This window comes from Streptomyces sp. NPDC127595, assembly GCF_042671685.1.
Classification (GTDB): Bacteria; Actinomycetota; Actinomycetes; order Streptomycetales; family Streptomycetaceae; genus Streptomyces.
Genome location: NZ_JBHXWK010000011.1, coordinates 264,635 through 288,445 on the forward strand (window position 1 = coordinate 264,635; position 23,811 = coordinate 288,445).

General features: G+C 70.8%; 22 protein-coding genes and 1 pseudogene. 9 read left to right on the plus strand and 14 right to left on the minus strand.

Annotated elements, in window-relative coordinates:
* Positions 1–140 precede the first annotated feature (140 nt).
* A complete protein-coding gene (locus ACFVKT_RS31410) occupies positions 141–536 on the minus strand; it encodes a PPOX class F420-dependent oxidoreductase (protein WP_385737820.1) in 396 nt (131 codons plus the stop codon).
* A gap of 59 nt (positions 537–595) precedes the next feature.
* Positions 596–1,237 carry a uridine kinase gene (locus ACFVKT_RS31415; protein WP_385737822.1) on the minus strand — a complete coding sequence of 214 codons (642 nt, stop codon included), beginning with the start codon at positions 1,235–1,237 and terminating at the stop codon, positions 596–598.
* Between the two features lie 503 nt (positions 1,238–1,740).
* On the opposite strand from ACFVKT_RS31415, the gene ACFVKT_RS31420 reads away from it, so the two are divergent.
* From ACFVKT_RS31420 to ACFVKT_RS31430, 3 genes are all read left to right on the plus strand, one after another.
* Positions 1,741–2,433, plus strand: coding sequence for a DUF2293 domain-containing protein (locus ACFVKT_RS31420; RefSeq protein ID WP_385737824.1), 693 nt, complete (start codon positions 1,741–1,743; stop codon positions 2,431–2,433).
* Between the two features lie 374 nt (positions 2,434–2,807).
* Positions 2,808–3,287, plus strand: a complete 480-nt coding sequence (locus tag ACFVKT_RS31425) for a DUF1772 domain-containing protein (protein ID WP_385737826.1) — start codon at positions 2,808–2,810, stop codon at positions 3,285–3,287.
* A 185-nt stretch (positions 3,288–3,472) separates the two neighbouring features.
* Complete coding sequence (locus ACFVKT_RS31430; protein WP_385737828.1) at positions 3,473–4,963, plus strand: glutamate synthase subunit beta; 1,491 nt, start codon at positions 3,473–3,475, stop codon at positions 4,961–4,963.
* Between the two features lie 44 nt (positions 4,964–5,007).
* On the opposite strand, the gene ACFVKT_RS31435 is transcribed toward ACFVKT_RS31430, so the two are convergent.
* A complete protein-coding gene (locus ACFVKT_RS31435; protein ID WP_385737830.1) occupies positions 5,008–5,508 on the minus strand; it encodes a carboxymuconolactone decarboxylase family protein in 501 nt (166 codons plus the stop codon).
* A gap of 47 nt (positions 5,509–5,555) precedes the next feature.
* On the opposite strand from ACFVKT_RS31435, the gene ACFVKT_RS31440 reads away from it, so the two are divergent.
* The gene (locus ACFVKT_RS31440) at positions 5,556–6,971 is read left to right on the plus strand and encodes a PLP-dependent aminotransferase family protein (RefSeq protein ID WP_385737832.1); all 1,416 of its coding nucleotides are present in this window, start codon (positions 5,556–5,558) and stop codon (positions 6,969–6,971) included.
* 127 nt (positions 6,972–7,098) lie between these two features.
* Here ACFVKT_RS31440 and ACFVKT_RS31445 read toward each other — a convergent pair whose 3' ends face one another.
* The 3 genes from ACFVKT_RS31445 to ACFVKT_RS31455 form a co-directional block, all read right to left on the minus strand.
* Positions 7,099–7,902 (minus strand): SAM-dependent methyltransferase, encoded by an 804-nt coding sequence (locus tag ACFVKT_RS31445; protein WP_385737834.1) that lies wholly within the window; start codon positions 7,900–7,902, stop codon positions 7,099–7,101.
* Between the two features lie 137 nt (positions 7,903–8,039).
* Entirely contained in the window at positions 8,040–8,303 is a 264-nt protein-coding gene (locus tag ACFVKT_RS31450; RefSeq protein ID WP_385737836.1) for a DUF397 domain-containing protein, read from the minus strand.
* On the minus strand, positions 8,304–9,164 hold the full coding sequence (locus ACFVKT_RS31455; RefSeq protein WP_385737838.1) for a helix-turn-helix transcriptional regulator: 861 nt from the start codon (positions 9,162–9,164) through the stop codon (positions 8,304–8,306).
* Positions 9,165–9,367: 203 nt separating this feature from the next.
* Here ACFVKT_RS31455 and ACFVKT_RS31460 point away from each other — a divergent pair, with 203 nt between their 5' ends.
* The 3 genes from ACFVKT_RS31460 to ACFVKT_RS31470 all read left to right on the plus strand — a co-directional run bounded on the left by ACFVKT_RS31460 (position 9,368) and on the right by ACFVKT_RS31470 (position 12,645).
* On the plus strand, positions 9,368–10,012 hold the full coding sequence (locus ACFVKT_RS31460) for an ATP-binding protein (RefSeq protein ID WP_385737840.1): 645 nt from the start codon (positions 9,368–9,370) through the stop codon (positions 10,010–10,012).
* Complete coding sequence (locus ACFVKT_RS31465; RefSeq protein WP_385737842.1) at positions 10,009–10,461, plus strand: hypothetical protein; 453 nt, start codon at positions 10,009–10,011, stop codon at positions 10,459–10,461. The genes ACFVKT_RS31460 and ACFVKT_RS31465 overlap by 4 nt, the downstream gene beginning before the upstream one ends.
* A gap of 321 nt (positions 10,462–10,782) precedes the next feature.
* Positions 10,783–12,645 (plus strand): ABC transporter ATP-binding protein, encoded by a 1,863-nt coding sequence (locus ACFVKT_RS31470; protein ID WP_385737888.1) that lies wholly within the window; start codon positions 10,783–10,785, stop codon positions 12,643–12,645.
* Between the two features lie 72 nt (positions 12,646–12,717).
* Here ACFVKT_RS31470 and ACFVKT_RS31475 read toward each other — a convergent pair whose 3' ends face one another.
* The 6 genes and pseudogenes from ACFVKT_RS31475 to ACFVKT_RS31500 all read right to left on the minus strand — a co-directional run bounded on the left by ACFVKT_RS31475 (position 12,718) and on the right by ACFVKT_RS31500 (position 20,126).
* Complete coding sequence (locus ACFVKT_RS31475) at positions 12,718–12,891, minus strand: hypothetical protein (RefSeq protein WP_365427928.1); 174 nt, start codon at positions 12,889–12,891, stop codon at positions 12,718–12,720.
* A 167-nt stretch (positions 12,892–13,058) separates the two neighbouring features.
* The gene (locus tag ACFVKT_RS31480; protein ID WP_385737844.1) at positions 13,059–13,745 is read right to left on the minus strand and encodes a DUF899 domain-containing protein; all 687 of its coding nucleotides are present in this window, start codon (positions 13,743–13,745) and stop codon (positions 13,059–13,061) included.
* 120 nt (positions 13,746–13,865) lie between these two features.
* A pseudogene (locus ACFVKT_RS31485) lies at positions 13,866–15,286 on the minus strand (cytochrome P450).
* 22 nt (positions 15,287–15,308) lie between these two features.
* Positions 15,309–16,694 carry an amidohydrolase gene (locus ACFVKT_RS31490; protein WP_385737846.1) on the minus strand — a complete coding sequence of 462 codons (1,386 nt, stop codon included), beginning with the start codon at positions 16,692–16,694 and terminating at the stop codon, positions 15,309–15,311.
* 224 nt (positions 16,695–16,918) lie between these two features.
* Entirely contained in the window at positions 16,919–18,832 is a 1,914-nt protein-coding gene (locus ACFVKT_RS31495; RefSeq protein WP_385737848.1) for an FUSC family protein, read from the minus strand.
* A gap of 562 nt (positions 18,833–19,394) precedes the next feature.
* Complete coding sequence (locus ACFVKT_RS31500; protein WP_385737850.1) at positions 19,395–20,126, minus strand: hypothetical protein; 732 nt, start codon at positions 20,124–20,126, stop codon at positions 19,395–19,397.
* A 221-nt stretch (positions 20,127–20,347) separates the two neighbouring features.
* Here ACFVKT_RS31500 and ACFVKT_RS31505 point away from each other — a divergent pair, with 221 nt between their 5' ends.
* Complete coding sequence (locus ACFVKT_RS31505; protein ID WP_385737852.1) at positions 20,348–21,259, plus strand: hypothetical protein; 912 nt, start codon at positions 20,348–20,350, stop codon at positions 21,257–21,259.
* A 289-nt stretch (positions 21,260–21,548) separates the two neighbouring features.
* On the opposite strand, the gene ACFVKT_RS31510 is transcribed toward ACFVKT_RS31505, so the two are convergent.
* Entirely contained in the window at positions 21,549–22,439 is an 891-nt protein-coding gene (locus tag ACFVKT_RS31510) for a uracil-DNA glycosylase (RefSeq protein ID WP_385737854.1), read from the minus strand.
* A gap of 29 nt (positions 22,440–22,468) precedes the next feature.
* Positions 22,469–22,780: a M20/M25/M40 family metallo-hydrolase gene (locus ACFVKT_RS31515; protein WP_385737856.1), complete on the minus strand. Its 312-nt coding sequence runs from the start codon at positions 22,778–22,780 to the stop codon at positions 22,469–22,471.
* A 329-nt stretch (positions 22,781–23,109) separates the two neighbouring features.
* On the opposite strand from ACFVKT_RS31515, the gene ACFVKT_RS31520 reads away from it, so the two are divergent.
* Positions 23,110–23,706 (plus strand): RNA-binding S4 domain-containing protein, encoded by a 597-nt coding sequence (locus tag ACFVKT_RS31520; RefSeq protein ID WP_385737858.1) that lies wholly within the window; start codon positions 23,110–23,112, stop codon positions 23,704–23,706.
* The last annotated feature ends 105 nt before the right edge of the window (positions 23,707–23,811 follow it).

A 23,811-nucleotide genomic window follows, 5' to 3' on the forward strand; every position in this document is an offset into this window, starting at 1 on the left:
CGCCCCCGGAGAAACGCACCCGGAAGTTCCCGTTTTCGGGTCAGAGTTCCTGGTTTCGAGTCAGCGTTGCCGGCTACAGGCCAGGGTTCCCGTTTACGGGTCAGGGTTCCCGGTTGCAAGCCAGGGGCCCCGTTTCCGGGTCAGGCGGAGAAGCCGACGATCTTTTGCGGGACGACACGGATGATCACGCGGACCTCGTCGTCCTTCTCCGCCGGAGGGTCGATGCCGAGGTACTTGTGGGAGAGCTCGTACGGGAGGCTCTTGGCGTCGTCGGGGAGGATCTCGGCGGTGCCGCGGATCTCCACCGAGGTGTAGGGGTTGGCGAGGTCGAAGACCGAGAGGCTGATCCGGGGGTCCCGCTGGAGGTTGCGCACCTTCTGGCGGCCGGCGGTGGAGGAGAACAGCACGGTGTCGCCCTCGCGTTTGATCCAGACCACCGAGTTCTGGGGGGCGCCGCCGGGGCCGAGGGTGGCGACGCTGGCGAAGTTCTTGGCGTCGAGGAGCGTGCGGACCGATTCACCGAAGGAGAGCGTCATGACCGCCAGCATAACTATATGCACGTGCATGCAGAAGGGTTTTGGGTGACCGCCTGCGCTCAGCCGTTCCACGCCGGATGCCGTGGGTCGTCGGCACGAACCAGGACGTCGGCCGTGGTGCCGGGGTCCGTCTCGGTCTCGTAGCGCGCGAAGGCGGGGAGGGTCCAGTGCTCGGCCTCGGGGGTGCGGCGGCGGAGTGCGCCCGGCGAGAGGAACACGTGGATGCTGAGGTCGAAGGGGAACCAGTGGCGAAGGAGGAAGGGACCGTGCAGCAACAGGGGGCAGCCTGGCGGGAGTTGGACGTACGGGCTGCGGGTGGCGCGGTCGGTGGCCGGATCCCAGAGGTCGGGCAGGACTCGGCCGTCGCCGCCGGGTTCGAGGGGGCCGAAGACCTCACGCCACAGGGCGCCGGTGTCGAACCAACCGTCGTAGTAGGAGTCCACATCCTCGCGGCCGTATTCGAGCCGCACCGACGAGGGACGCAGGAAGCCCTCCGTGCCGACCACGAGGGAGGCCCGGCCTCGTATGCGGAGCGCCTCGGAGACGCGGTGCGCGAGTTCACCGGGGCGGGCGGCCGGCGCTCCGTCGAAGGCGATGCGCGGCCAGGGGCTGCCGTCGTCCGGTTCCATGTCGAGCAGCCGCTCGGCGAGGAGGTCGCCGAGCTTTTCCCAGGTGATCGCTTGGAGTCGCACACAGCCCATGATGCCGCGATCCGGAAGCGTTCTCGTGGGCGTCGCGGGCGGCGAGGAGTTGCGGAAGGTCCGCGGCACTCCAGGTGCAGGCGGCGTCGAGGAGGGGGACGAGGGTGCGGCCGAGGGGGGTGGGTGGTGAGGGCGTATTCGACGCGGGGCGGGTTCTCGTCGTACGCGGGGCGGGTTCTCGTCGTACGCGGGGCGGGTTCTCGTCGTACGCGGGGCGGGTTCTCGTCGTACGCGGGGCGGCTGGGACCGGGTGCGGCTCGGTGGGCGACGGCTCGGGCATCGTTCGCAGCTGGCGCCGATTTCGTCGAAGTAGCCGATATCTCTTGCATACCGTGCAGGTCAGGCGGTGAAATGCGCTGCCTGGCAAGGTAGTTGGGCATCGCTGGGGTCGTCGCACCTAGGGCTCACCCTGATTGGCTTTGCGGCTCGCTCACGGAGGCGTCGGGCTGGGGACAACTCGCCGGTGACGTAGATCCAGGGTCGGACGGGGGAATGAACCGCGTATGGCACCGATCGCAACTCCCCCGCACCGCAGCGGACTTCTCGTCATCCAGCCGCTCAAGAAGCGGCAGTGTGCCGAGTGCCGGTCCGGGCCGCTGGCGTTGCTGGTGCTGGAGGACGGGGCGCCACGGTGTCTGGACTGCGCGGATCTCGGGCATCTGGTGTTCCTGCCGCGGGGCGACACCGCGCTGACGCGGCGGTCGCGGGAGGGGAGTGCGCTGTCGGCGGTGGTGGTGCGGTTCAACCGGCGCAGGAGCCGGTACGAGCGGCAGGGTGTGCTCGTCGAGGAGGTGGCGCTGGCCCTGGCCGAGGAACGGTGCCTGGCGGACGCGGAGGCGCGGCGGCGGCGCCGGGCCCGGGACGCGCGGCGGCGGGAGGATGAGGATCTGCGGTTCACGGACGCTTTCGCGCGGGAGATCCGGCGGATGTTTCCGGGTTGTCCGGCCGATCGGGCGCGGGACATCGCCGCGCACGCGTCGGTACGTGGGAGTGGGCGGGTGGGGCGGAGTGCGGCGGGGCGTGCGCTGTCCGAGGCGGCGGTGGCTTCGGCGGTCCGGGCGGCCGTGCGGCATGCGGACACGCCGTACGACCAGTTGCTGATGAGCGGGGTGCCTCGGTATGAGGCTCGGCGGCGGATCGCTGGGGTGGTGGAGGCCACCGTGCGGGGGTGGGGCGCGGGGCCGGTGCCACCGTGAGGTGGAAACAGTTTTCCTCGCCCCCTCCGCCTCTGCCCGTCCCTTGTTCCTGGGTGCTCCGCCCCCAGACCCCCGTATCGCGCTGAAGGCGCTCGTCCTCAAACGCCGGACGGGCTGAAAGACCGCCCCCTCGGGTGGGTGGGGATCGGGACGGCACCACCTCGTCCTCAAACGCCGGACGGGCTGAACCAGGGCTCAGCCCCAAGATGGCACCCCTCGTCCTCCACGCCGGACCGGCCGAAGGATCTCCGGACCGGCAGGTGGGTTCTCCTGGACGCTCCCGCATGCTTCCGCGCCCCTCAGCCATGGTCGGCGTCGCCGTGCGGGTTTTCACTTGTGGTGACAGCGGACTTCGGGTCGACGTGGGAGTGGACATGATCGATGGGCCGTACTTCGTGCTGACGTTGGTGGGGGTGCTGGGGTGTGGGCTGGTGGCGGGGGTGTTCTACGGGTTCTCGACGTTCGTGATGAGGGCGATCGCCGAGTTGCCTCCCGCGCAGGGGGTCGCCGCGATGAAGTCGATCAATGTGTTCGCGGTGCGCCCCGCGTTCATGCTGGCGTTCCTCGGGTCGGCGCTGCTGTGCGCGGCCATCGCGGTGGTCACGTTCGTGCTGCAGCCGGACGAGGGGACGGTGGAGCTGTTGCTGGGCAGCGCGCTGTATCTGTTCGGGTGCTTCGGAGTGACCATCGCCGCGAACGTGCCCCGCAACAACGCGCTCGCGAAGATGGCCCCCGGCAGCCCGGAGGCTGCCGCGTACTGGCCCACGTATGTGCGCGAGTGGTCGATGTGGAACCACATCCGCACCGTCGCGGCGGCCGCCGCGTCGATCTCCTACGTCCTCGCCATCGCCTGAGCCGCCGCCACCGGAGCTGAAGCGGAAGCAGAAGGGGAAGCAGAAGCAGAGGCCGCCGGCTGAGCGGCGCGGCCCGCTCCGGCGACGTATCGTGGCCGGAAAGGAGTGCCGCCCGGAGGCCGTGGGACGAAGACGTCCGACGGCGGCGCGGCCCCGTGCCCGTCGCGTACGCAAGGGGGACGGCCATGGCCGATCCCAAAGGATTCATGACGACACCGCGCGAGGAGTACCCGCGCCGGCCCGTCGAGGAACGGGTGCGGGACTGGAACGAGGTGTACGTCCCCGGAGCACTGCTGCCGATCATCAGCAGGCAGGCCGACCGCTGCATGGACTGCGGGGTCCCCTTCTGCCATGACGCCTGTCCGCTGGGCAATCTGATCCCCGAGTGGAACGACCTCGTCTCCCGGGACGACTGGCGGGCGGCAAGCGACCGGCTGCACGCCACGAACAACTTCCCAGAGTTCACCGGGCGGTTGTGCCCCGCGCCGTGCGAGGCGGGCTGTGTGCTCGCGATCAACCAGCCCGCGGTCACCATCAAGAACGTCGAGGTCGCCATCGCCGACCGCGCCTGGGCGGACGGGCTCACGCCGCCACGCCCGCCGGACCGGCTCTCCGGACGGACGGTCGCCGTCATCGGTTCGGGACCCACCGGGCTCGCCGCGGCACAGCAGTTGACGCGGGCCGGGCACACCGTGGCCGTGTACGAGCGGGCCGACCGGATCGGCGGGCTCATGCGGTACGGGATCCCGGCGTTCAAGATGGAGAAGCAGCATCTGGACCGGCGCCTGGGTCAAATGCGCGCGGAGGGAACGAAGTTCCGTACGTCGACGGTGGTCGGGCGGGACATCGGAGCGGCGGAGCTACGGGCGCGCTACGACGCCGTCATCCTTGCCGTGGGCGCGACGGCCTGGCGTGAACTCCCCGTACCGGGGCGGGAGTTGCAGGGTATCCACCAGGCGATGGAGTACCTCCCGTTCGCCGACCGGGTCTGTGAGGGCGACCTGGAGACATCGCCGCTGTCCGCCGCCGGCAAGCACGTCGTCATCGTCGGCGGCGGCGACACCGGCGCCGACTGTCTGGGGACCGCGGTGCGTGAGGGCGCGGCGTCCGTGACCCAGCTCGACATCTATCCGCTGCCGGAGGCGGAACGCGACCACGACTCCGAGCCCTGGCCGACGTACCCGAAGATCTACCGGCTCTCGGCCGCGCACGAGGAGGCCGACGCGCTGGAGACGGCGCCCTCGGCGCATGCGGACGCGCGACTTTTCGCGGCGTCCACGCTCCGCTTCACCGGGGACGCGGCAGGGCACGTCCGCTCGCTGCATCTCGTCGAGGTGGACGCGGGGCGCCGCCCGGTCGACGGTTCCGGGCGGACGCTTCCCGCCGACCTGGTGCTGCTCGCGCTCGGCTTCTCCGGACCCGACCGCCAGGACGGACTGATCGACCAGCTTGGCCTGGCTCTCGACCCGCGGGGCACGATCACCCGCGACGCGGACTTCGCGACGAACGTCCCCGGGGTGTACGCCGCCGGGGACGCGGCCCGCGGCCAGTCCCTCATCGTCTGGGCCATCGCCGAGGGCCGCGCCGTGGCGGCCGCGGTCGACCGCCGGCTGACGGGCGGCGACTCGCGACTGCCGACGCCGATCGGACCGTACGACCGCCCGATGTCGGCGTAGCGACACTCGTCGGCCACACGCATCGGACGCATCAGTCACACCCGTCAGCGGCGCTCGTCCGTGCCCGCCACCTTCGCCGTCGACAGGGCCACCCGGTTCCAGGTGTTGATCGTGAAGATCAGGGCCAGGACGTGGGCCAGTTCCTGGTCGTCGAAGACAGCCGCGGCCTGCGCGTAGACGTCGTCCGGGACGCCTCCGTCGGCGACCAGGGTGACCGCCTCCGTGAGGGCGAGAGCGGCGCGCTCCCTCTCGGTGAAGAAGTGCCGGGCCTCGCGCCACACCGGGACCATGTGCAGCCGGTCCTCGCTCTCGCCGGCCTTGCGGGCGTCGTTGGTGTGCATGTGGAGGCAGTACGCGCAGTGATTGATGTGCGAGGCACGGATCTGGATGAGCTCGACGAGGGCGGGGTCGAGCCCGTCGCGGGCCGCCGCGTCGAAGCCGATCAGCGCCCGGAAGACCTTCGGGGCGGACTTCGCGAAGTCGAGACGGGCGGTGTCGGTCACGGCCGCTCCAGCGGCGCCGGCGGTGTTCGTGTTCGTCGTCATGCCCATGAATCTACGGGGCCGAAAGACCCGCTGTAGGGTGCATTTCTGTGGAAGAAACATGGGTCAATTCCGCGGAGCGGATCGGTGCTGACCTGCACCTGCATCTGGATGTGGCCGGGTCCGGCGGGCGCCGGGCCGCGCTGATCGGCGCCCTGCGCGAAGCCGTACGCAGTGGCAGGCTCGCACCGGGCACCCGGCTGCCGCCGTACCGCTCGCTCGCCGCCGACCTGGGCGTCGCGCGCAACACGGTCGCCGACGCGTACGCGGAGCTCGTCGCCGAAGGCTGGCTGACCGCCCGGCAGGGGTCGGGGACCCGGGTCGCCGCGCGTGCCGAACCGCTGGGCGCCCCCGCGCGCGTACCGAAAAAGGCACCTCCACGCGCGCGTGGACCACGGCACGACCTGCGGCAGGGCACCCCGGACGCGTCGTCGTTCCCGCGTACCGCCTGGCTCGCGTCCTACCGACGGGCCCTCCAGCAGGCGCCCAACGAGGCCTTCGGGCCGGGCGATCCAGCGGGCCGAGTCGAACTGCGGCACGCGCTCGCCGAGTACCTGGCACGCGCGCGTGGCGTGCGCACGGAGCCGGACCGGATCGTGATCTGCTCCGGTTTCGCGCATGCCCTGCGGCTGCTCTTTCCCGCGGTTCTACGGGGCCCACTCGCCGTCGAGTCGTACGGCCTCGGCTTCCACCACGAGCTGCTGGCCGCCGCGTCCATACGGACCGTGCCGCTACCCCTGGACGAAGACGGCGCCCAGGTCGGCGAGTTGGGCCGCGAACGGGCCGTACTGCTCACGCCCGCGCACCAGTTCCCGACCGGCGGCCCGCTGCACCCCGAGCGGCGTGCCGCGGTGATCGACTGGGCAGGCGCGCGTGGCGGCGTGATCCTGGAGGACGACTACGACGGGGAGTTCCGCTACGACCGCAAGCCGGTCGGTGCCGTGCAGGGCCTGGACCCGGAGCGGGTCATCCATATCGGCTCGGTCAGCAAGAGCCTGTCGCCCGCGCTGCGGCTCGGCTGGATGGTCCTTCCGGAGCGGTACGTCGACGCCGTGCTCGCGGTCAAGGGTGAGCGGGAGGCGTGGGCGGGCGTGCCCGAGCAGCTCGCGCTCGCCGACTTCATCGTCTCCGGGTCGTACGACCGTCATGTGCGGCGCATGCGGCAGCGGTACCGGGGGCGCCGTGACCGTCTCGTCGCCGCGCTCGCCGAGCGGGCCCCGCACATCGAGGTCACCGGTGTCGCGGCCGGTCTGCACGCGGTGCTGCGACTGCCGCCGGGGACCGAGCAGTCGGCCGTCAAGGCCGCGGTCTGGCAGGGCGTGGCGCTCGACGGGCTGGGCGAGTTCCGGCACCCGGAGGCCGTGATGCCGGCGCCGGACGGCCTCGTCGTGGGGTACGCGACGCCTGCCGAGCATGCCTACGGGGCGGCACTTGAGGCGTTGTGCGGGGCGCTGCCGCCGGGGTGACCCTGCCATCGGCCACGATCGAATGACATCGGCCGTCGCCCGCCAGAAATTGACCGCATCTGAAGGTCATGAAGACGGGGCGCAGGATCCAAGGCCGCGCATCCGGCGCGGCCGACTCAGGCCGAAGTCACGGCTTGCGCCCCACCGCCGCGTACCCCGGTACCGGCTCGTCGCCCTCCGTCACGATGACCACGCCCAGTTCCGGCTTCCAGTCGGCGAGCAACACCACGCCGGGCTCGACCAGTTCGAGGCCGTCGAAGAAGCGGGCGATCTCCGCGCGGTTCCGCAGCGCCATGGTCAGGCCGCGCCTGCGGTACATCTCGGCCGCCAGGGACGCCTTCTCCTTGTCGAACTCGCCCGAGGCGTGGGACAGCATCAGGTAGCTGCCGGAGGGGAGTTCGGCCAGCAGACGGTCGACGAGTTCGTAGGCACCGTCCTCGTCGGGGATGAAGTGCAGCAGTGCGACGAGCGAGAGGGCCACCGGCTGGGTGAAGTCCAGGACTTTCCGGGCCTGTTCGAGAATCCGGTCCGGATCCCGCACATCGGCCTGGACGTACTCGGTGACGCCCCGTTCCGTGCCGCGCAGCAGGGCCGCCGCGTGGGCCAGCACGATGGGATCGTTGTCGCAGTAGACGACGCGCGCGTCCGGTGCGACCCGCTGGGCGATCTGGTGGAGGTTGGGCTCGGTGGGGATGCCCGTGCCGATGTCCAGGAACTGCCGGATGCCGCTCTGTGCCAGCCAGCGGGTGGAGCGGTGCATGAACGCGCGGTTGACCTGCGCCATGACCGGCACCCGGGGATCGACGGCGAGGAGCTGCTGGGCCATCTCCTCGTCGACGGGGTAGTTGTCCTTGCCGCCGAGGAACCAGTCGTACATCCTCGCGGGATGCGGTTTGCTCGTGTCGATCTCGATGGGGCCCTGCCCGGTCATGACGGTCTCCGTAGGTCCATGCCGTGGTGCGTGCCGTGGCAAGCGATCAGGTCGGCGCCCGGACGGTGGTCAAGTCGGCGCCGGAATCAGGGAGTTGAGGCAGAAGTAAGCGAAGTGAGCAGAGAGAAGCAAGCGGATCAGGACAGCAGGAAGTCCGCCTCACCGGCCTTGGCGCCCTGGATGAACGCGGTGATCTCGCCGGGCGTATAGATGAGTGCGGGCCCGTCCGGGTCCGCCGACTGGCGGACCGCGATGCGCCCGTCCGCGAGCTTCATCGCCTCCAGGCAGTTGCCACCGTTGCCGCCGCTCCACGGCTTATGCCAGCCCTCGCTGCCCAGTTCACGGGCGGGCATTCCGTTGTAGATGCGCGCGTTGCGTATCCGCGGCCTGATGCGTTCCATTCACAGCTCCTTGCGGAGATCCTGAAGGATCTCCTTCGTGCGATGTGCAGTAGCGGCCTGAGCCGCCATACGGTCCATGACCTCGAGGTGGGTGGCCACCTCGGAGCGCGCGTCCAGGTAGACGGCGCCGGTCAGGTACTCGCTGTAGACCATGTCCGGGAGTTCCGGCACGGCGAAGCGGAAGAGCACGAAGGGGCCGTACGTGCCGGGGTGCGGTCCCGAGGAGAACGGGATCACCTGCAGCGTCACGTTGGGCAGCTTCATGACCTCGATCAGCTTGTCGATCTGGGCGCCCATCACCTCGGGGCCGCCGATGGGGCGGCGCAGGGCCGTCTCGTCCATCACGGCCCAGACCCGGGGGGCGTCCGCGCGGGTGAGCAGATCCTGGCGTTGCATGCGCAGCGCGACGTGCCGCTCGATGTCCTCGGGTCTGGTCTGGCCGATGGCGCCGGACTTCAGGACGCCACGCGCGTACTCCTCGGTCTGCATGATTCCGGGCACGAAATGGGGTTCGTACTGCCGGATGAGGGCGGCCGCGCCCTCCAGGCTGACGTACATCGAGAACCAGCCCGGCAGGATGTCGTGGAACCGCTGCCACCAGCCGGGTTTGTTCGCGTCCTCGGCCAGCACGACGAAGCCCTCGGCCTCCTCGTCCGAGACGCCGTACGACTTCAGGAGGAGCTGGAGGTAGGGGATCTTGAGGGAGACCTCGGCCATCTCCATGCGGCGGACCGTGGCGGGTGCGACACGCAGGATCCGCGCGGCCTCCTCGCGCTTGAGGCCCGCACGTTCGCGCAGGTCAAGCAGGCGCCGGCCCAGAACGACCTGGCCGACCGTCGGCGCGGACCGCGGTTCACTCACGTCCCACCTCCATAAACGAGTCTGACAGCCGGTCCACAGTGCCCTGACAGCCCGGACGGCGCCGTTCGGGGTCCTTTTCGACGATCCCAACTGGCGCCGCTCGGCGTGCTGTTGCGAGCAGTGTGCCACGCGCCTTCACGGAGTCACACGGCACTCTGCATTTTTCATAGTGACTCTTGCCAAGTGTTCACGGCGGGGCGATAGTGGCAAGCGTGACTCCGTCCGTGCCCTTAGGAACAGACGCCGCCGAGGACCGCTTCGGTCCCGGCGCCGCCACCCAGGACCGGCTTGGTCCCGGTGCAGCCGAGGACCGAACCGGCCTCCGTGCCGCCGAGCGTCGGTTCCGCTTCGAGCTGGCCGCACACCCGGGCTCCGTGGCCCGGGCCAGACGGCTGACCGACGCCTGGCTGTCCGGCTGGGCGGTGTGCGAGGACACCTGTGACACGGCGACCCTGGTCATATCCGAGCTGGTCACCAACGCCATCGTGCACACCGCCGGTGAGCGCGTCGTCTGTGAGCTGCATCACAACGAAGACCTGGTCCGGATAGCTGTACGTGACGAGGGGTGCGCTCCCGGTCAGCCGCGCCCCTGGCCACAGCGGCCCGAGGAGGAGCACGGGAGGGGATTGCTCCTCGTCGAGGCCGTGTGCAGGGCCTGGGGCGCTCAGGAGACCGGCCCCGGGCTGCTGGTCTGGGCGGAGCTTGAGCACTCGGGGGACCGCCGTTCGCCCGACCGCCTCGACGCGGACACCGGGGCCCGGCTCGACCTGGGATGGAGCGCGAAGAAGCCACCGGCGGACGGCCGGGGCACCGGGACGGAAGCGTCCTGGGGAACGGGGACCGAATGAGTGCCAGGGGTACGTCGTCCGCGGGAGCCGGAGCGCCGGTTCTCAGCCTGGACACCCTGGTCCGCCTCAAGCGCGCTCAGCGGGTGCCCGGACCGACCAGACGTCTCCCGGTGCCTCAGGGCATGAGCGTGCCGCTGGGCTGTGACGCGGTTTCCGTGCCCGCCCGGTTCGGACCACTGCTGCTGCCGCGGCTGCCCCGCGTGGGCTGTGTCTACGCCGACCGGGCGAACTGGTGGTGGATCGTCCCCTCGGACTCCGATGTCGCCCTGGACTGGCCGGCCCCCGCGTACTACGCCACGGGCGCGGTCATACCCGACGCACCCGACACCCCGGGGCTCATCCACAAGCCCGCCGGCACCGTTCCGTACACCCCGCCGATCCCGCTCTATCTGGCGGTGTGCCGGGTGATGGGAGCGACACCCGTTTGGTCGCGTCCGATCAGCGCGTAGGAGCCCGGCGGCTCTGTACGTAGGGGCCCGGCGGCTCTGTACGTAGGGGCCCGGCGGCTCTGTACGTAGGGGCCCGGCTCAGCCCGCTGGGATCCTGCCAGGGTCACGACGGCGCACTCCGTACGTGACCGAAGTGCATCAGTTGCCGTGAAACTCCGTCGCCGCCCCGGGTGGAGCGCACCGTTCCCGGGGAATGCACCGTGCGTCCACTCTCGGGGGAGGCCAACGGTGCGGATACGGGCGAAGAAGCGGCGCGGCGACGACAAGCCGGCACCCTCCGACTCGGAGCACCTGCTCTTCGGCGGACCACTCCGCTACGACATGGGATGGTCCCAGCACGCCGACGCCTTCCTGGAGCTGAACTTCCGCGCCATGATGACGCGGCTGCCGTCCCTGCTCGCGTCCAGTTTCCGGCTCGCCTGGACGGCTGACCGCCGCGCCGCCAAGATCGTGCTGGCCGCCGAGCTGTCCCGCGGCGTGACGCAGGCGGTGAGTCTGCTGGCCGTCAACAGCGTGCTGGGCCGGCTGCTGACCAGCGGCCCGGTCGAGGACCGGCTGCGCGGCGCGCTCCCGGCGCTGGTCACGGTCGCCGTCGTGATGCTGTTCGCCGCGCTGCTGCGGGCCGCGTCGACGTACGCGACGGGGCGGCTGGAACCGAAGGTCGAGCGGGTCGCGACCGAGCTGTATCTGGAGCGGGCGGCGGCCGTGGAGCTGGCCGCCATCGAGGACGACGCCTTCCACAAGCTGCTGGACACCGCGCAGTACGGCGCCCACTCCGCCCGCCGCATGATCACGATCGCCGCCCGGGTGGTGAACGCGATGATCTCGCTGTGCGCGGCGGCCGGCGTCCTGACCGTGCTGCACCCCGCGCTGCTGCCGCTGCTCGTGACGATGACGCTGCCGAGCGCGTGGAGCGCGCTGACGAACGCCCGGCGCCACTACCAGTCGTTCCACACCTGGGTGCAGCACATCCGCGCCGGGCGGCTGATCAGCAACCTGCTCACCGAGCCCGCCGCGGCTCCGGAGATCCGCGTGCACGGCGTCGGGCCGTTCCTGCTGCGCCACTACCGTTCGATGTCGGAGAGCGCGGAAGCCGAGCAGGCGCGCCTGGCCCGGCTGTCCGCCCGTACCGGCCTGATCGCGGCGGCCTGGACCGGGCTCGCCACCGTGGCGACATACGCGACCCTCGGCGGACTGCTGCTCGCCGGCGCGATGGCACTCTCCGTCGCCGGTACGGCGGTCATCGCGATCCGCACCGGCTCCGCGAGCCTCGGCACGCTCGTCCTGGAGATCAACTCCCTGCACGAGGACGGCCTGTTCGTGGGAGACCTGCAGCGCCTGTACGTCGAGGCCGCCGAACGCGCGATCCCCCTGGGCGGCACTGCGCTCCCCGCCGATCCGCGCGAAATACGCTTCGAGAACGTCACGTTCACCTATCCGGGCTCCTCGACCCGGCCCGCACTGGCGGACGTGACCCTCAGCGTGCCGCTCGGCAAGATCGTGGCGCTCGTCGGCGAGAACGGCTCGGGCAAGACGACCCTGGTGAAACTGCTCGCGGGCCTGTACGCGCCCGAGCACGGCCGGATCCTCTGGGACGACGTCGACACAGCGACCGCGGACCGGCACCAGCTCGCCGAGCGCATCGCGATGGTGGCGCAGGACTTCAAACGCTGGCCGTTCACCGCCCGTGTCAACGTCGCGGTCGGCCGAGCCTCGGCGCCGCTCACCGACGAGCGCCTCACCTCATCGGTGGCCGAGGCGGGGGCCGAGGACGTCGTGGCGGATCTGCCCCGCGGCCTCGACACACTCCTGGCCCGCGGCTTCAGCGGCGGGCACGAGCTGTCGGGCGGACAGTGGCAGCGGCTGGGCATCGCGCGGGCCGCCTATCGGCGGGGCGCCATCCTGATCGTGGACGAACCCACGGCCGCGCTCGACGCCCGGGCCGAGCTGGAGGTGTTCGAGAAGATCAGGGCGCTGGCGGGCACCGGTCAGACCGTCATCCTCATCACGCACCGGCTGGCGTCCGTCCGCCACGCCGATCTCGTACACGTCCTCGACCAGGGCCGCCTCGTGGAGTCCGGCAGCCCGGCGGAACTCCTGGCCACCGGGGGCGTCTACGCCGAGCTGTACTCGCTCCAGGCGGAACAGTTCACGTCCACGGTCCCTACCAGGGAGGCAGGCTGATCCCCCCCGGGAAGGACCGGAAGGACCGGGAAGACTCGGACGGAGCCGGACGGAGCCGGACGGCCCGCGGCCTCACTCGACGAGCTCAGCGGCCCAGACAACTACCAGGAACGCGTCCGTCGACAGATCCATGACCACCTCGGCGGCCTGACCTTCCAGACGGCGCGCCTGCGCGAACTCCTCCGCGGGCCACGACCCGCGCGGCCCACCTGCGGGAAAGCGCTTCAGCACCGTTCGCCCGTTCACCCTGCACCTCCATGTAGCGCTGCTCTCGTAGAGTTAAACGCCCCTCATGGGGTGAACGGCTCGCTAAGTAACAGTACTGAGACGTAGTCGACACTTCGTCTCGCGTTCGGTGTGAGGGAAGTCTCGCTCCACCACGCCGCGCGTGAGCCGTCGTATCACTATGCGTTTCAGTCTTCGTACTCGTCGTGATATCGGATCCGTTCACTGCCTGCGGGCGCCCCCAGCGCGGATGAGCGCCCCCTGGGCTCCTCCCACTCCTCCTGCCTTCCCAGCGCGGTCAGGTCCAGCAGACTGGTCGTGGAACCGATCCCGTCGAGTCCTCGCTCGTATGTCGAGTACGTGTGGAAGACATGGTCACGGTCCCGCAGGAAGCAGCTGATGCCCGGTCGCTCGTAGGGTTCTTCACCGCCGAAGGATGCCTGGAAGTCGTAGTTGAACTCGTTGCCGTAGGACGAGTACCACGGGACCGTCCACCCCATGCGTGCCTTGAAGGGGAGGATTTTCGTGTGCGGTGCACGGGACACGGCGGCGAACTCGGTACCCCGGGCCCGCAGATGCGCGAGATGTCCGATCTGGTCGAGGAAACCCGAGCAGCTTCGGCAGCCGGCGGCCCACTCCGGCGCGAACATGAAGTGGTAGACGACGAGTTGGTTCCGCCCGGCGAAGAGGTCGAGCAGCGTCGCCTTGCCGTCGCCGCCCTCGAACACGTACTCCTTGTCGATCTCGACCATCGGCAGCCCACGGCGCTCCGCGTTGAGCGCGTCCCGCGCACGCGTGGCGGCCTTCTCCTTGGCCAGCAGTTCTTCGCGCGCTGCGCGCCACTCGTCGCGCGAGACGATCTGCGGAAGCGTCATGTGCCCCTCCTACGAAACGGTGCCTTCGTGGGGTGGACCGAAGGGAGCCGCGGAACTCATCGGCGAGACGGAGAATTTCTGAAATCGGTCCGGGACGCACCGGACTACGGGCTACCGGATTCAGTACGTCACCGGAAGCGCGAGCAGTCCGCGGGCGCGCAGGGAGGGACGCCACCGCAGTTCGGCCGGGTCGGCGTCGAGCGCGAGGTCCGGGAGGCGCTCCTGGAGCGCGGACAGGGCGATCTCCGTCTCCAGCCGGGCCAGCGGCGCGCCCAGGCAGTAGTGGATGCCTTGGCCGAGCGCGAGATGACCGGAGGTGTCCCGGCCGAGGTCGAGCCGGTCGGGTTCGGGAAAGCGATGAGGGTCCCCCTGGTCGAGCGAAGCCGAGACTTGGGGGAGGGTCGCGGTTGGCGGCGGCCAGAGACAGCAGGACGGTCTCGCCCGCGGCGACGGCGACTCCCCCGATCGTCATGTCCTTGGTGGGGAAGCGCCGGATGGCGAGCAGGGCTCGGCCCTCGTGGCGGCTGAACTCCTCGATGGCGGCGGGCAGTTGCTCCGGGTGTGCCCGGAGGGTGGCCAACTGGTCGGGGTGGGTGAGCAACCCGAGGACGGCGCTCCCGATGAGCTGCGTGGTGTTCTCGTATCCGGCGAAGAGGATGAGGAAGGCGAGTGACATCAGCTCGTCCTCGCTGAGACGGTCGCCGTCGGCGGGCCCGTTGCTCTCGCTGAGACGGTCGCCGTCGGCGGGGCCGTTGCTCTCGGTGAGACGGTCAGCGTCGGCGGGGGCCGTTGCTCTCGGTGAGACGGTCAGCGTCGGCGGGGGCCGTTGCTCTCGCTGAGACGGTCACCCTCACCGATCCGGTCGCCCTCACCGATCCAGTCGCCCTCGGTGAGCCGGTCGCCCTCGTCCCGTACCGCGATCAGGTCGGAGAGCAGGTCGTCCGCGGGCTCCTTCCGCTTGTCTGCAAGGAGTTGGGTGAAGAACCCGAGCAGGCCACGACCGCTTCTTTGGCCGCCGCCGGACGCGCCGGGTCGGGTGCGACGAGTACGTCCGTCCAGATCCGGAAGTCCCGGCGGTGCTCGTCCGGCACACCGAGGAGATCGCAGATGACGGTGATGGGCAGAGGCGCGGCGTACGCGGCGATCAGGTCCGTCCTGCCGTGCGTGCCGAGGGCGTCGAGGAGCTGGTCGGCGGTTTCCCTGATGGGCGCGCGCAGTTGCTCGACGCGGCGCGGCGTGAAGGCCCGTACCACCATGCGCCGGATGCGGGTGTGATCCGCTGCTTCCATGTTCAGGAGGTTGGCGTCGAGGGCCGGCGGCAGTGCCATCCCCCGGTAACTCCCGGGCAGCGCATGCCGGTTGTCCACCGAGAGCAGCGGGTTCGCGAGGCCCTCGCATACGTCGTCGTACCGCGTGACGAGCCAGGCCGGGTTGCCGTCCGTACCGGCGACGCGGTGCACGGGCGCGGTGTCACGAAGACGTTCATAGACGGCGTACGGGTTGTCGATGAGCCCCGCTGCGGGGTCCTGGGACACGGGCATGACTCCACCCTGGCCAGCGCGGTCAGGCGTCGTACTCCTGGATTCGCTTCCCGTGACTCCGGTCGACCAGGGCGGGCAGCCGCTCCCCCAACTCCCTTACGGTGGACGGCAGATCGAGCGTGAGCAGCTCGCGGTCCCGCATCACCACACGCCCGGCGACGATCGTCGTCCGGACGTCCGAGGAGCGGGCGCTGTGCACGAGTGTGGCCGCGAGGTCGTGCACGGGCTGGGTGTGCGGCCCGGTGAGGTCGGCGAGGATGATGTCGGCCCGCCGCCCGGGCGCGAGGCTGCCGATCCGCTCGCCGAGTCCGACGGCCCGCGCGCTCTGGAGCGTTGCGTGGTGCAGCGCTTGACGGGACGTCAGCCACCTCGGGTCGCCCTCGGTCGACTTCTGGACGAGCGAGGTGAGCGCCATGGACTCCCATACGTCCAGGGAGTTGTTCGAGGCGGCCCCGTCCGTGGCGAGCCCGACGTGAACACCGATCTCGCGCAGGGCACGCACCGGTGTCGGACCCCACGCGAACTTCAGGTACCCGCGGGGCGCGGTCGCGACAGCAACGGTCCCCGCTGCCGCCGCGCGCTCCAGCACCGGCAGGTCGCGCTCGACGATTCCGGTGCCGTGCGCGATGAGCACGCTCGTGCCGGTGGAGAGGATCCCGGTCCGCTCCAGGATCTCGATCGGTGTACGACCGTGCCGGGCAAGGCTGTTGTCGGTCTGCTCGCGGCTCTCGGAGGCGTGCAGATGCACGGGGAGTCCGTGGGCGCGGGCGAGTTCGGCGGTCGCGGCAAGGTCGGCGTCGTCCACGGTGTACGGGGCGTGCGGGGCGAGTGCGGTGGTGATGCGGCCGTGAGCCGATCCCCGGTGCCGCAGCGCGAACTCCAGTGACTTCTCCCGGCCTTCGGGACCCTGTGACGAGAAGAAGGCCTCCCCCAGATGTGCGCGCAGCCCGCTTTCCGCCACCACGGCGGCGACGGTGTCCATCGAGAAGTAGTGGTCGGCGAAGCAGGTCACCCCACCGCGGATCATCTCGGCGCAGGCGAGCCGCGCACCCAACTCCACATCCCTTTCCGTGAGGTTGGACTCGATCGGCCAGACGAAGTCGTTGAACCACTCCTCGGCGGGCAGGTCCTCCGCGATGCCGCGCAGCGCGACCATCGGCGAGTGGGTATGACAGTTGATGAGGCCGGGCATCGCCACCTGGCCGCGGGCGTCGATGCGCTGGACGGCGCCCACACCGGGATCGCCGGCGGTGACGGCCGCGATGACCCCTCCTCGTACGACGATCGAGGCGTCCTCGACGAAGGCGATCCCCTCGTGCTCGTCGTGCACCAGGGCGGTGCATCCCGTGATGACGAGATCGGCGGGGTCCTGCGCGGGGGTGGACGGGGTCGTGGGAGACGGCGTCATTGCGTCACCGTACGACGGGGGTGCGGCGCCGGGTCGACTGACCCGCGGAACCGGCGAATGAACCGTGGAACCAGCGAATCAGGAATCTCTTGCCGGACCCGGCAGATCGCGAGGCCCAGCCGTCATACAGCGACGCGGACTTCGGGCCCTCGGCCGTCACACAGCGATGGAAATTTCGGTCCCACGGCCGTCATACAGCGATACGGATTTCGGTCCCGCGGCCGTCATACAGCGATACGGATTTCGGTCCCGCGCCCGTGCTTCACGCGGAGCCTCGCCCGTACCCGCCCCTCGGCCAGTTCGTCGAGGAGTTCGGCGATCCGCTCGGTGTGGCGGGGCGTGAGGCGCCCGGTGTCGTCGAGCTGCACGGCGCACGCCGTCGTCGTGTCGACGAGCCGTTCGAGGGTGGCCGCCACCTCGTCCGTACCCTCCGCGTGCCGTGCGAGGGCGGGGAGTTCGGCGGCGGTGAGGTCGATCGCGGCCTTGGCCTCGGCGAGCGCGCGATAGGCCTCGCGCCGCAGGGCCCAGCGCCCGGCCCGGTCGTCCGTCGTGTCGTCGCTCAGCACATGTGCGAGATAGGTGTCGGCCGCCTCCATGGCACGGGCGAGCCGGGCCCGTACCGTGCCCCCGCGCTGCCCGAGCGCCGGCAGATGCCCGACCAGCAGCACGATCGCGCAGGCCAGCAGCGTCTCGCTGATACGACTCCAGGCGGCAGGCGGCTCACCCGCCACCATGACGAGGGCGAGTACGAGAACGGTGACGACGGCGGTCTGCGCGGCGAAGTGCCGCGTGGCGACGGGGATCAAGGCACCGCAGAGGGCCACGACGACGATGAGCCCGGCGGGCCTGGGCAGCAGCGCGGCAAGCCCGGCGAAGACGAGGGCGCCCAGCACCGTTCCGGCCGCCCGGCACAGCACCCGCGAGGCGAGCGGCCCGAGATCGGGCTTGACGAGGAAGACGGCGGTCGCGGGGAGCCAGTACCAGTGGGAGTGGTTCCCGGACCACGGGGCGTGATGCAGTGCCTGCGCCACACCCGCGCTGGCGCCGAAGCAGAGGGCGACGCGGATCCCGTACTCACGCCCTCCCGCGCCGAAGGCGGTCCGCACGAGGGACCGGGCGGTACGACGCCGGGTGTGCAGGTTCTTACCCGTGCCGCCTCCGTCGAAGGCGTCGGCGGCGTGGAGCAGCGCGTCGTCGAGGGCGCGGAGTTCGGGTGCGATGGGGGTCCCCCCGCGCGAGCGAAGCCGAGCGTGGGGGAGACCTGGTGCAGGCAGCGGTCCGGTGTGCGCACCGGTCCGTACGGCGGCGGCGAGCCTCCGGGGTCCTTCCGCGGCCCGCGCGGGCACCGCCTCTCCCACCCAGGCGAGCGCGGTCGCCGCCTCGGCGAGCGGCAGCGCGGCGGCGTACTGCGCGTGCAGCCGCCGCTCGGCCCCGGAACTGGCGTACCGCCGCAGCCGGGGCCCGGCGAGCGCGTCCTGCGCGTGATCGAGGGCGGCGGTCAGTGCGACCCGGCGGGCGGTCGCGTCCGTCCCTCCGACCGCCGCCAGCAGCTCGGCGATCGCCTCGTACACCGCACCTACGGCGTCCCGCTCACCGTCGAAGCGGTAGTCACCGGCGGTGGCCCTGGTCGTCGGGAGCGCGAGCCGCAGGGCGAGCAGCCAGCCGGCTCCGGCGAGGTAGAACAGCGCACGCTGCCAACCGGGTTCGGGGAGCGGCATCCCGGCCCCGATGGCCGCGGCCACGAGGAGCTGGGTCCCTGCGCCCGAGGCGACGGGGCCGATGGCGCTGGTGGCCCCCGCCACAAGCCCGAGCCCGGTCAGGAGGACGGTGAGCGTCAACGCCCCGACATGCTCTCCGGCGTACGACCCGACGAGCAGCCCACCGGCCCCCGCGAGGGCAGGCGCCCCAAGCCTCTTGACGGCGGTCCGCCGACTCCCCGGCCGGTCGTTGAACCCGGCCAGCATGGCCCCGAGCGCGGCGACCACTCCGACGGACGGCCGGCCGACGACCACCGCCGCGAGCAGCACGGGCCCGGCGGCCAGCGCACCCCGGAAGACCGCGTTCCAGGGGACCGGTCCCCGCTGTGCGCGCAGGGCATGGGCGAGCCAGGGCGGTACGGCGACGCTGGGGAGGGACACGGGGCTCCTGTCGGGCGAGGGCGGGGTTGCCTTCGGGCGGCATCGGCCGGGCTGGCGTGGAGTCCACGGTAGTTCGGGTTGCTGGAGGGAAGGGTGCGCAAGCGTTTCAGCGAGGTGACACTTCACGGGGATGCGGCGAACTTTATGAACGCAACTCTTGTGGGAAGCCCTGCGTGAAGCGTGGCCGATGTACGTGGCCGATGTACCCGGAAGGCAGGAGCGGGTCCGAGGGCGTAGCCGGCCCCCGGACCCTGTGATGCCACCCAATTCACACGCCGGCACGCTTGAGGACCCAGATCAGTCATCATGTCGCCGCGTCCTGCCTTTGGACCACCGCACATCGAGCTGTGCGGGCCGGACTTGAACCGGCATTTCGACGTCCGGGGCCTGGGCCCGGTCGATCCGGCGATCGGCGGCGAATACTGAGTCTGGAGCGAGAGTCTGAGATTGATCGCGGCCCGGCACCGGGCCTTGGCCACTCCGTCACGACAAGCTTCAGCTTCAGCTTTGCGCTCCTCGCGCACCCCGGCCGTGGTGCACTGTGGCCGGGGGGTTCTTGAGGCTACCCGAACAGGTAGCCGAACACGGAGTCACCGACGCGCTGGTCGACGACGTCCACGCCGTTCGCCTCCTCACGGGCGAACTTGACGGCTTGCTGCAACTTCTCGACCCGGTCGAGGAGTTCGTTCACGCGCCGCGCGGGCAGCGCACCCGAGAACTTCACGGTGGTCCAGTAACCGACCGGGATGTCCTCGTAGTACACCTCGACCTGAGCGGGATGCTTCTCGGTGGCCTCGGCCTTGACGTGGTTCCGGGGCACCTTCTTCGTACGAAGCGTCCGCACGGGCTCGGTCTTCCACGCGTCGGTGGACGGGTCCTGAATCCACGACTCGGAGGCGTCGAGGACAGGCAGCTTCCGTACGAAGGTGTTGAGATCGGTGAGCTGCTTCTCGAGGAACAGCAGGTAGGAAACGGGGACTTCGGCGACGAGCACCCGCCCGTCGACCTTCACGTCGGCCCGCGCCGTGCAGTTCGCCCAGTCCTTGGTGGCGGTCACGTCGAACAGCCGCGTCAGCGTCCCCGCGGTCTCCCGCAGCACATCCTCGGCCTGTACCTGCACCCGGGTCGACTCGGGCGGCAACTGCTCACCCTCCTCGTCCTTCGGCTGATACGTCCGCGAGATACCGGCCAGCAACGCGGGCTTCTGCAGCCCATGGTGAGCGGACGTCAGGTCCTGGTGCGACTTGGACTTGATGCCCTTCTCCACTGCGATGATCTGATTGAGTTTCGCCACGTCAGAAAAGTTAGCAGCGTCAACTGCGCATATCGAAAGGTTATTCGGCGGCGGCGCACCGCCGACGTGAGGGCATCCTCCGCCCTCGCCCTCCCCGGTCTCACCCTCCCCGCCCTAACCCTCCCCGGTCTCGGCGGCCATTGTCAGTGGCGCGCGCTCTAATGGGAGATGTCGTCACAGAGCGTCACGACTACTGACTGGCTACGGGGGAGGTGGCGAACGTGGGTTACGAGGAGGACGGGCAGAGGTACGTGTCCGTGGCCGGACTGCGGGCGCGGGGGTGGACCGGCGCGATAGTGCATCGGCTGCTGGGGCCGCCGGACCGGCTCAGTGTCGACCCGCGGCGGAGGTCGGCCCCGCACACCCGCCTCTACCGAGCCGAACGGGTCGAGGCCGCCGAGCGCAGCGAGACCTTCCGAAGCGTGGCGGACACCGCGGCGCGGCGATCCGACCTGGTGCGGGCCGCATTGGAGCGCCGACGACAGGAAGTCCTGGAGCGCATCAGAGCGGAACCGATCGACGTACCACGGCTCGACCCGGGCAAGCTGGCCCTGCGCGCCATGGAACACCGGGCACGGAAGGAGTACGCGGCACTCGACGGGGACGGTTCCATGTCACCCGGGCCAATTGCTCCCGCCCCACCCGGGCCCGCCAGCCGCCCGACGCCCGGACGCACTGGGCCCACCGCACCCGGGCGCCCCGGCCTCACCACACACGAGCCCACTCGCCCCACCCCACGCGAGCCCACTCGCCCCACCCCACCCGAACCCAGAGACCGTCCCATCTCACCTGAACCCGCAGACCGCCGCGTCTCGCCCTCCCCAGCCCCAGGCGAGGGCGTCTCCCCCACCGATGCCTCCATCGATGCCCCCGGCGTCCGCCCGCAACTCGCCTCCGGCGGTCACCGTGCCTCCCTCGCTCCCTGGAAGGTCGACTACCTGCGGCATAGGCTGGCCCACTACGACCGACTCCTCGACGGACTTCCCGGGCACGGCCGCTTCTCCGCACGGGCCACGGCCGTCGCACTCCTGCAGCGGCGGATCCTCGAAGCCATCGCCGAGGCCTACCCGGCCCTTGCGGAGGAGTGCGAGCGGCAAGCTCGTGCGCAAGGGCTCCATGTACCGCCCCGGTGAGGTCCACTCTGCGTGTGCGTCCTGCGTACACGCCGACGGCAGCCGGCCCCGTACGTCAGGAGCGCCCCGGCCGGCAACAGAGCCCGGGCGCCCGCCCGTCCAGGCCAACTACCGGTCGCCGGCGGGGTCATTGAGCTCGGCCTTGAACGCGGTGACGGCATCACCGGAAATACTCATGTCAAGCTCGACGCCGGGAGACTTCTGCTCGACGCGGACCCACAGGGTCACCAACCGCGTGAGGCGGGGGGGAGATCACCTTGTCGAAGCCCGCGGGTCGGCCACAACGGACCTAGGGCCCCTCCGAGTACGGCCTCCTCGGCAACCCCGCCGCGTCCGCCGCCGTACGCAGCACCTCCCGCAGCATGGCGGGAGTCAGCCGCCCGGTGAAGGTGTTGCGCTGACTGACGTGGAAGCATCCGAAGAGCTCGATCGAGCCGACCGAATCCGAACCGACGGAATCCGAGTCGACCGAATCCGAGTCGACCGATTCCGAACCGACGGAACCCGAGCCCGCCGGTGCCGAGCCACCCGGCGTCGTCGAGCCAGCTGGCGTCATCGAGTCAGCCGATGTCGTCGAGCCAGCCGATGTCGAACCGACCGCCCTCGAGCCAACCATCACCCGCGCCCCATGTCCGAACCCCGGCCGAGGCCGAGGCACCGCCCACCCCGCCCCCGCCAGCGCGGGCAGCAGGGCCTGCCACCCGAATGCTCCCAGCACCACAACCGCCCGCAGCGAAGGCCGCAGGAGCTCCAACTCCCGTACGAGCCAAGGCCGGCAGGCGTCCCGTTCCTGTGGCGTCGGCTTGTTGGCGGGTGGAGCGCAGCGCACCGGCGAGGTGATCCGTACGCCGTACAGGGTCAGCCCGTCGTCCGCGCTCACGGCCGTACTCCGCGATGCCAGCCCCACGTCGTACAGCGCCTCGTACAGCACGTCGCCCGACCGGTCCCCCGTGAACATCCGGCCGGTCCGGTTCGCGCCGTGCGCGGCGGGCGCTAGGCCGACGATCAGCAGAGACGCGTCGGCGGGTCCGAACCCCGGGACGGGGCGGCCCCAGTACGTCTCGTCGGCGAAGGCCGCGCGCTTGGTGCGGGCGACTTCCTCACGCCACTCCACGAGGCGCGGACAGGCCCGGCACCCGGTGATCCGCCCGTCCAGTTCCGCCAGGCCGCCGCTGTCCATGCCACAACCGTACGGCGGGGACGGCTAGGTCATCGCCGCGCCGGCCGCCACGAAGCCGCAGTCAGGAGGAACAGGAGAGCGAGGAGCGGCCAGACGAAGCGGAGGTGCTTCACCCCGACCGATAGCCGTCCCTCATACGCCCGCAGCATCCCCAGATGTGCGATCACGTTCGACTTGTCGTCGGCGATCCCGCGCGCCCTGAGTCCGCCCTCGACGGGCGTTGGCTCGAAGGGCGGCGACTGCCACAGTTTCTCGTCGCCGGGCGGCTGCACGTCGTAGTGCGAGTAGAGGAGGACGGTCGGTGCGTCCGGGGTGGGCGGCGGGATCTCGCCGAAGATCACGGGGCGGTGCCGGGAAGGTCGATACGGTCGATGCGCTCGACGCCGGCCTCCCGCAGCAGTCGTACGAGGAGATCGTGGGCCTCCTGGACCGGCTCGGCCGGGAAGCCGGGGAGGCGACGGAGGGGATCGCGGCCAACCGCTCCAGGTCGGCGCGGAGGCCGTCCATCAAGGCGTCGACCTGCGATGCTGTCTCCACGTGGAGCCCCTCGCTGTTCCCTGGACGGCATCAGGCAACAGCCTCCGGGCTGCCCTGAGCAGCCGGATCCGCGGTGGGCCGTGTGACGGAAATTCCTCCCGGGCCGCCCGGCTCGGGGGACTAAAGTCGGGTCATGGCTTCTGAGGGTGCGGACGACGACAAGGGCACCGGAGACAGGGAAACCGGCGGCCCGGAGGGCACGAACGGCTGGGAGGGCACCGGCGGCCCGGAAGGCACGAACGGCTGGGAGGGCACGGGTGGCTCGGAGGGCACGGGTGGCTCGGAGGGCAGTTCGGCCGATGCCGTAGCCGCGGCGAAGGCCGCCGGTCCCGGCGGGGGTGAAACCGTGCGGGTCGACAGCTGGATCTGGTCCGTCCGTCTCGTCAAGACCCGCTCCATGGGTGCCACCGCCTGCCGCGGCGGGCATGTCCGGGTGAACAACGAGCGCGTCAAGCCCGCCTACGCCGTGCGCGTCGGCGACGAGGTACGTCTGCGGCACGCGGGCCGGGAACGGGTCGTCGTCGTGAAGCGCGTGATCCGCAAACGGGTCGGCCCGGCCGTCGCCGTCGAGTGCTACATCGACAACAGCCCGCCGCCACCGCCGCGCGAGGCCGTCGCCCCCGCGGGCATCCGCGACCGCGGCGCCGGCCGCCCGACCAAGCGCGACCGCCGTGAGATGGAACGCCTTCGCGACCTCTCCCGTCCACCGGCCGGGCCTGACGGCTCCTGAACCCACGACGGACCCGCGGCGGCTGCGGCCAACCTCTGCACGCGCACGCAGGAGATCGCCTACGTGCCGGTACGACGTCGAGGGCGCCCCGGAAGACTCGGGCGC

Excerpts from the sequence above, each read along its gene's own strand:
- ACFVKT_RS31410 (WP_385737820.1), bottom strand. The coding sequence starts at position 536 with ATGACGCTCTCCTTCGGTGAATCGGTCCGCACGCTCCTCGACGCCAAG.
- ACFVKT_RS31415 (WP_385737822.1), bottom strand. The coding sequence starts at position 1,237 with ATGGGCTGTGTGCGACTCCAAGCGATCACCTGGGAAAAGCTCGGCGAC.
- ACFVKT_RS31420 (WP_385737824.1), top strand. The coding sequence starts at position 1,741 with ATGGCACCGATCGCAACTCCCCCGCACCGCAGCGGACTTCTCGTCATC.
- ACFVKT_RS31425 (WP_385737826.1), top strand. The coding sequence starts at position 2,808 with ATGATCGATGGGCCGTACTTCGTGCTGACGTTGGTGGGGGTGCTGGGG.
- ACFVKT_RS31430 (WP_385737828.1), top strand. The coding sequence starts at position 3,473 with ATGGCCGATCCCAAAGGATTCATGACGACACCGCGCGAGGAGTACCCG.
- ACFVKT_RS31435 (WP_385737830.1), bottom strand. The coding sequence starts at position 5,508 with ATGACGACGAACACGAACACCGCCGGCGCCGCTGGAGCGGCCGTGACC.
- ACFVKT_RS31445 (WP_385737834.1), bottom strand. The coding sequence starts at position 7,902 with ATGACCGGGCAGGGCCCCATCGAGATCGACACGAGCAAACCGCATCCC.
- ACFVKT_RS31450 (WP_385737836.1), bottom strand. The coding sequence starts at position 8,303 with ATGGAACGCATCAGGCCGCGGATACGCAACGCGCGCATCTACAACGGA.
- ACFVKT_RS31465 (WP_385737842.1), top strand. The coding sequence starts at position 10,009 with ATGAGTGCCAGGGGTACGTCGTCCGCGGGAGCCGGAGCGCCGGTTCTC.
- ACFVKT_RS31470 (WP_385737888.1), top strand. The coding sequence starts at position 10,783 with ATGGGATGGTCCCAGCACGCCGACGCCTTCCTGGAGCTGAACTTCCGC.
- ACFVKT_RS31480 (WP_385737844.1), bottom strand. The coding sequence starts at position 13,745 with ATGACGCTTCCGCAGATCGTCTCGCGCGACGAGTGGCGCGCAGCGCGC.
- ACFVKT_RS31490 (WP_385737846.1), bottom strand. The coding sequence starts at position 16,694 with ATGACGCCGTCTCCCACGACCCCGTCCACCCCCGCGCAGGACCCCGCC.
- ACFVKT_RS31510 (WP_385737854.1), bottom strand. The coding sequence starts at position 22,439 with ATGGACAGCGGCGGCCTGGCGGAACTGGACGGGCGGATCACCGGGTGC.
- ACFVKT_RS31520 (WP_385737858.1), top strand. The coding sequence starts at position 23,110 with ATGGCTTCTGAGGGTGCGGACGACGACAAGGGCACCGGAGACAGGGAA.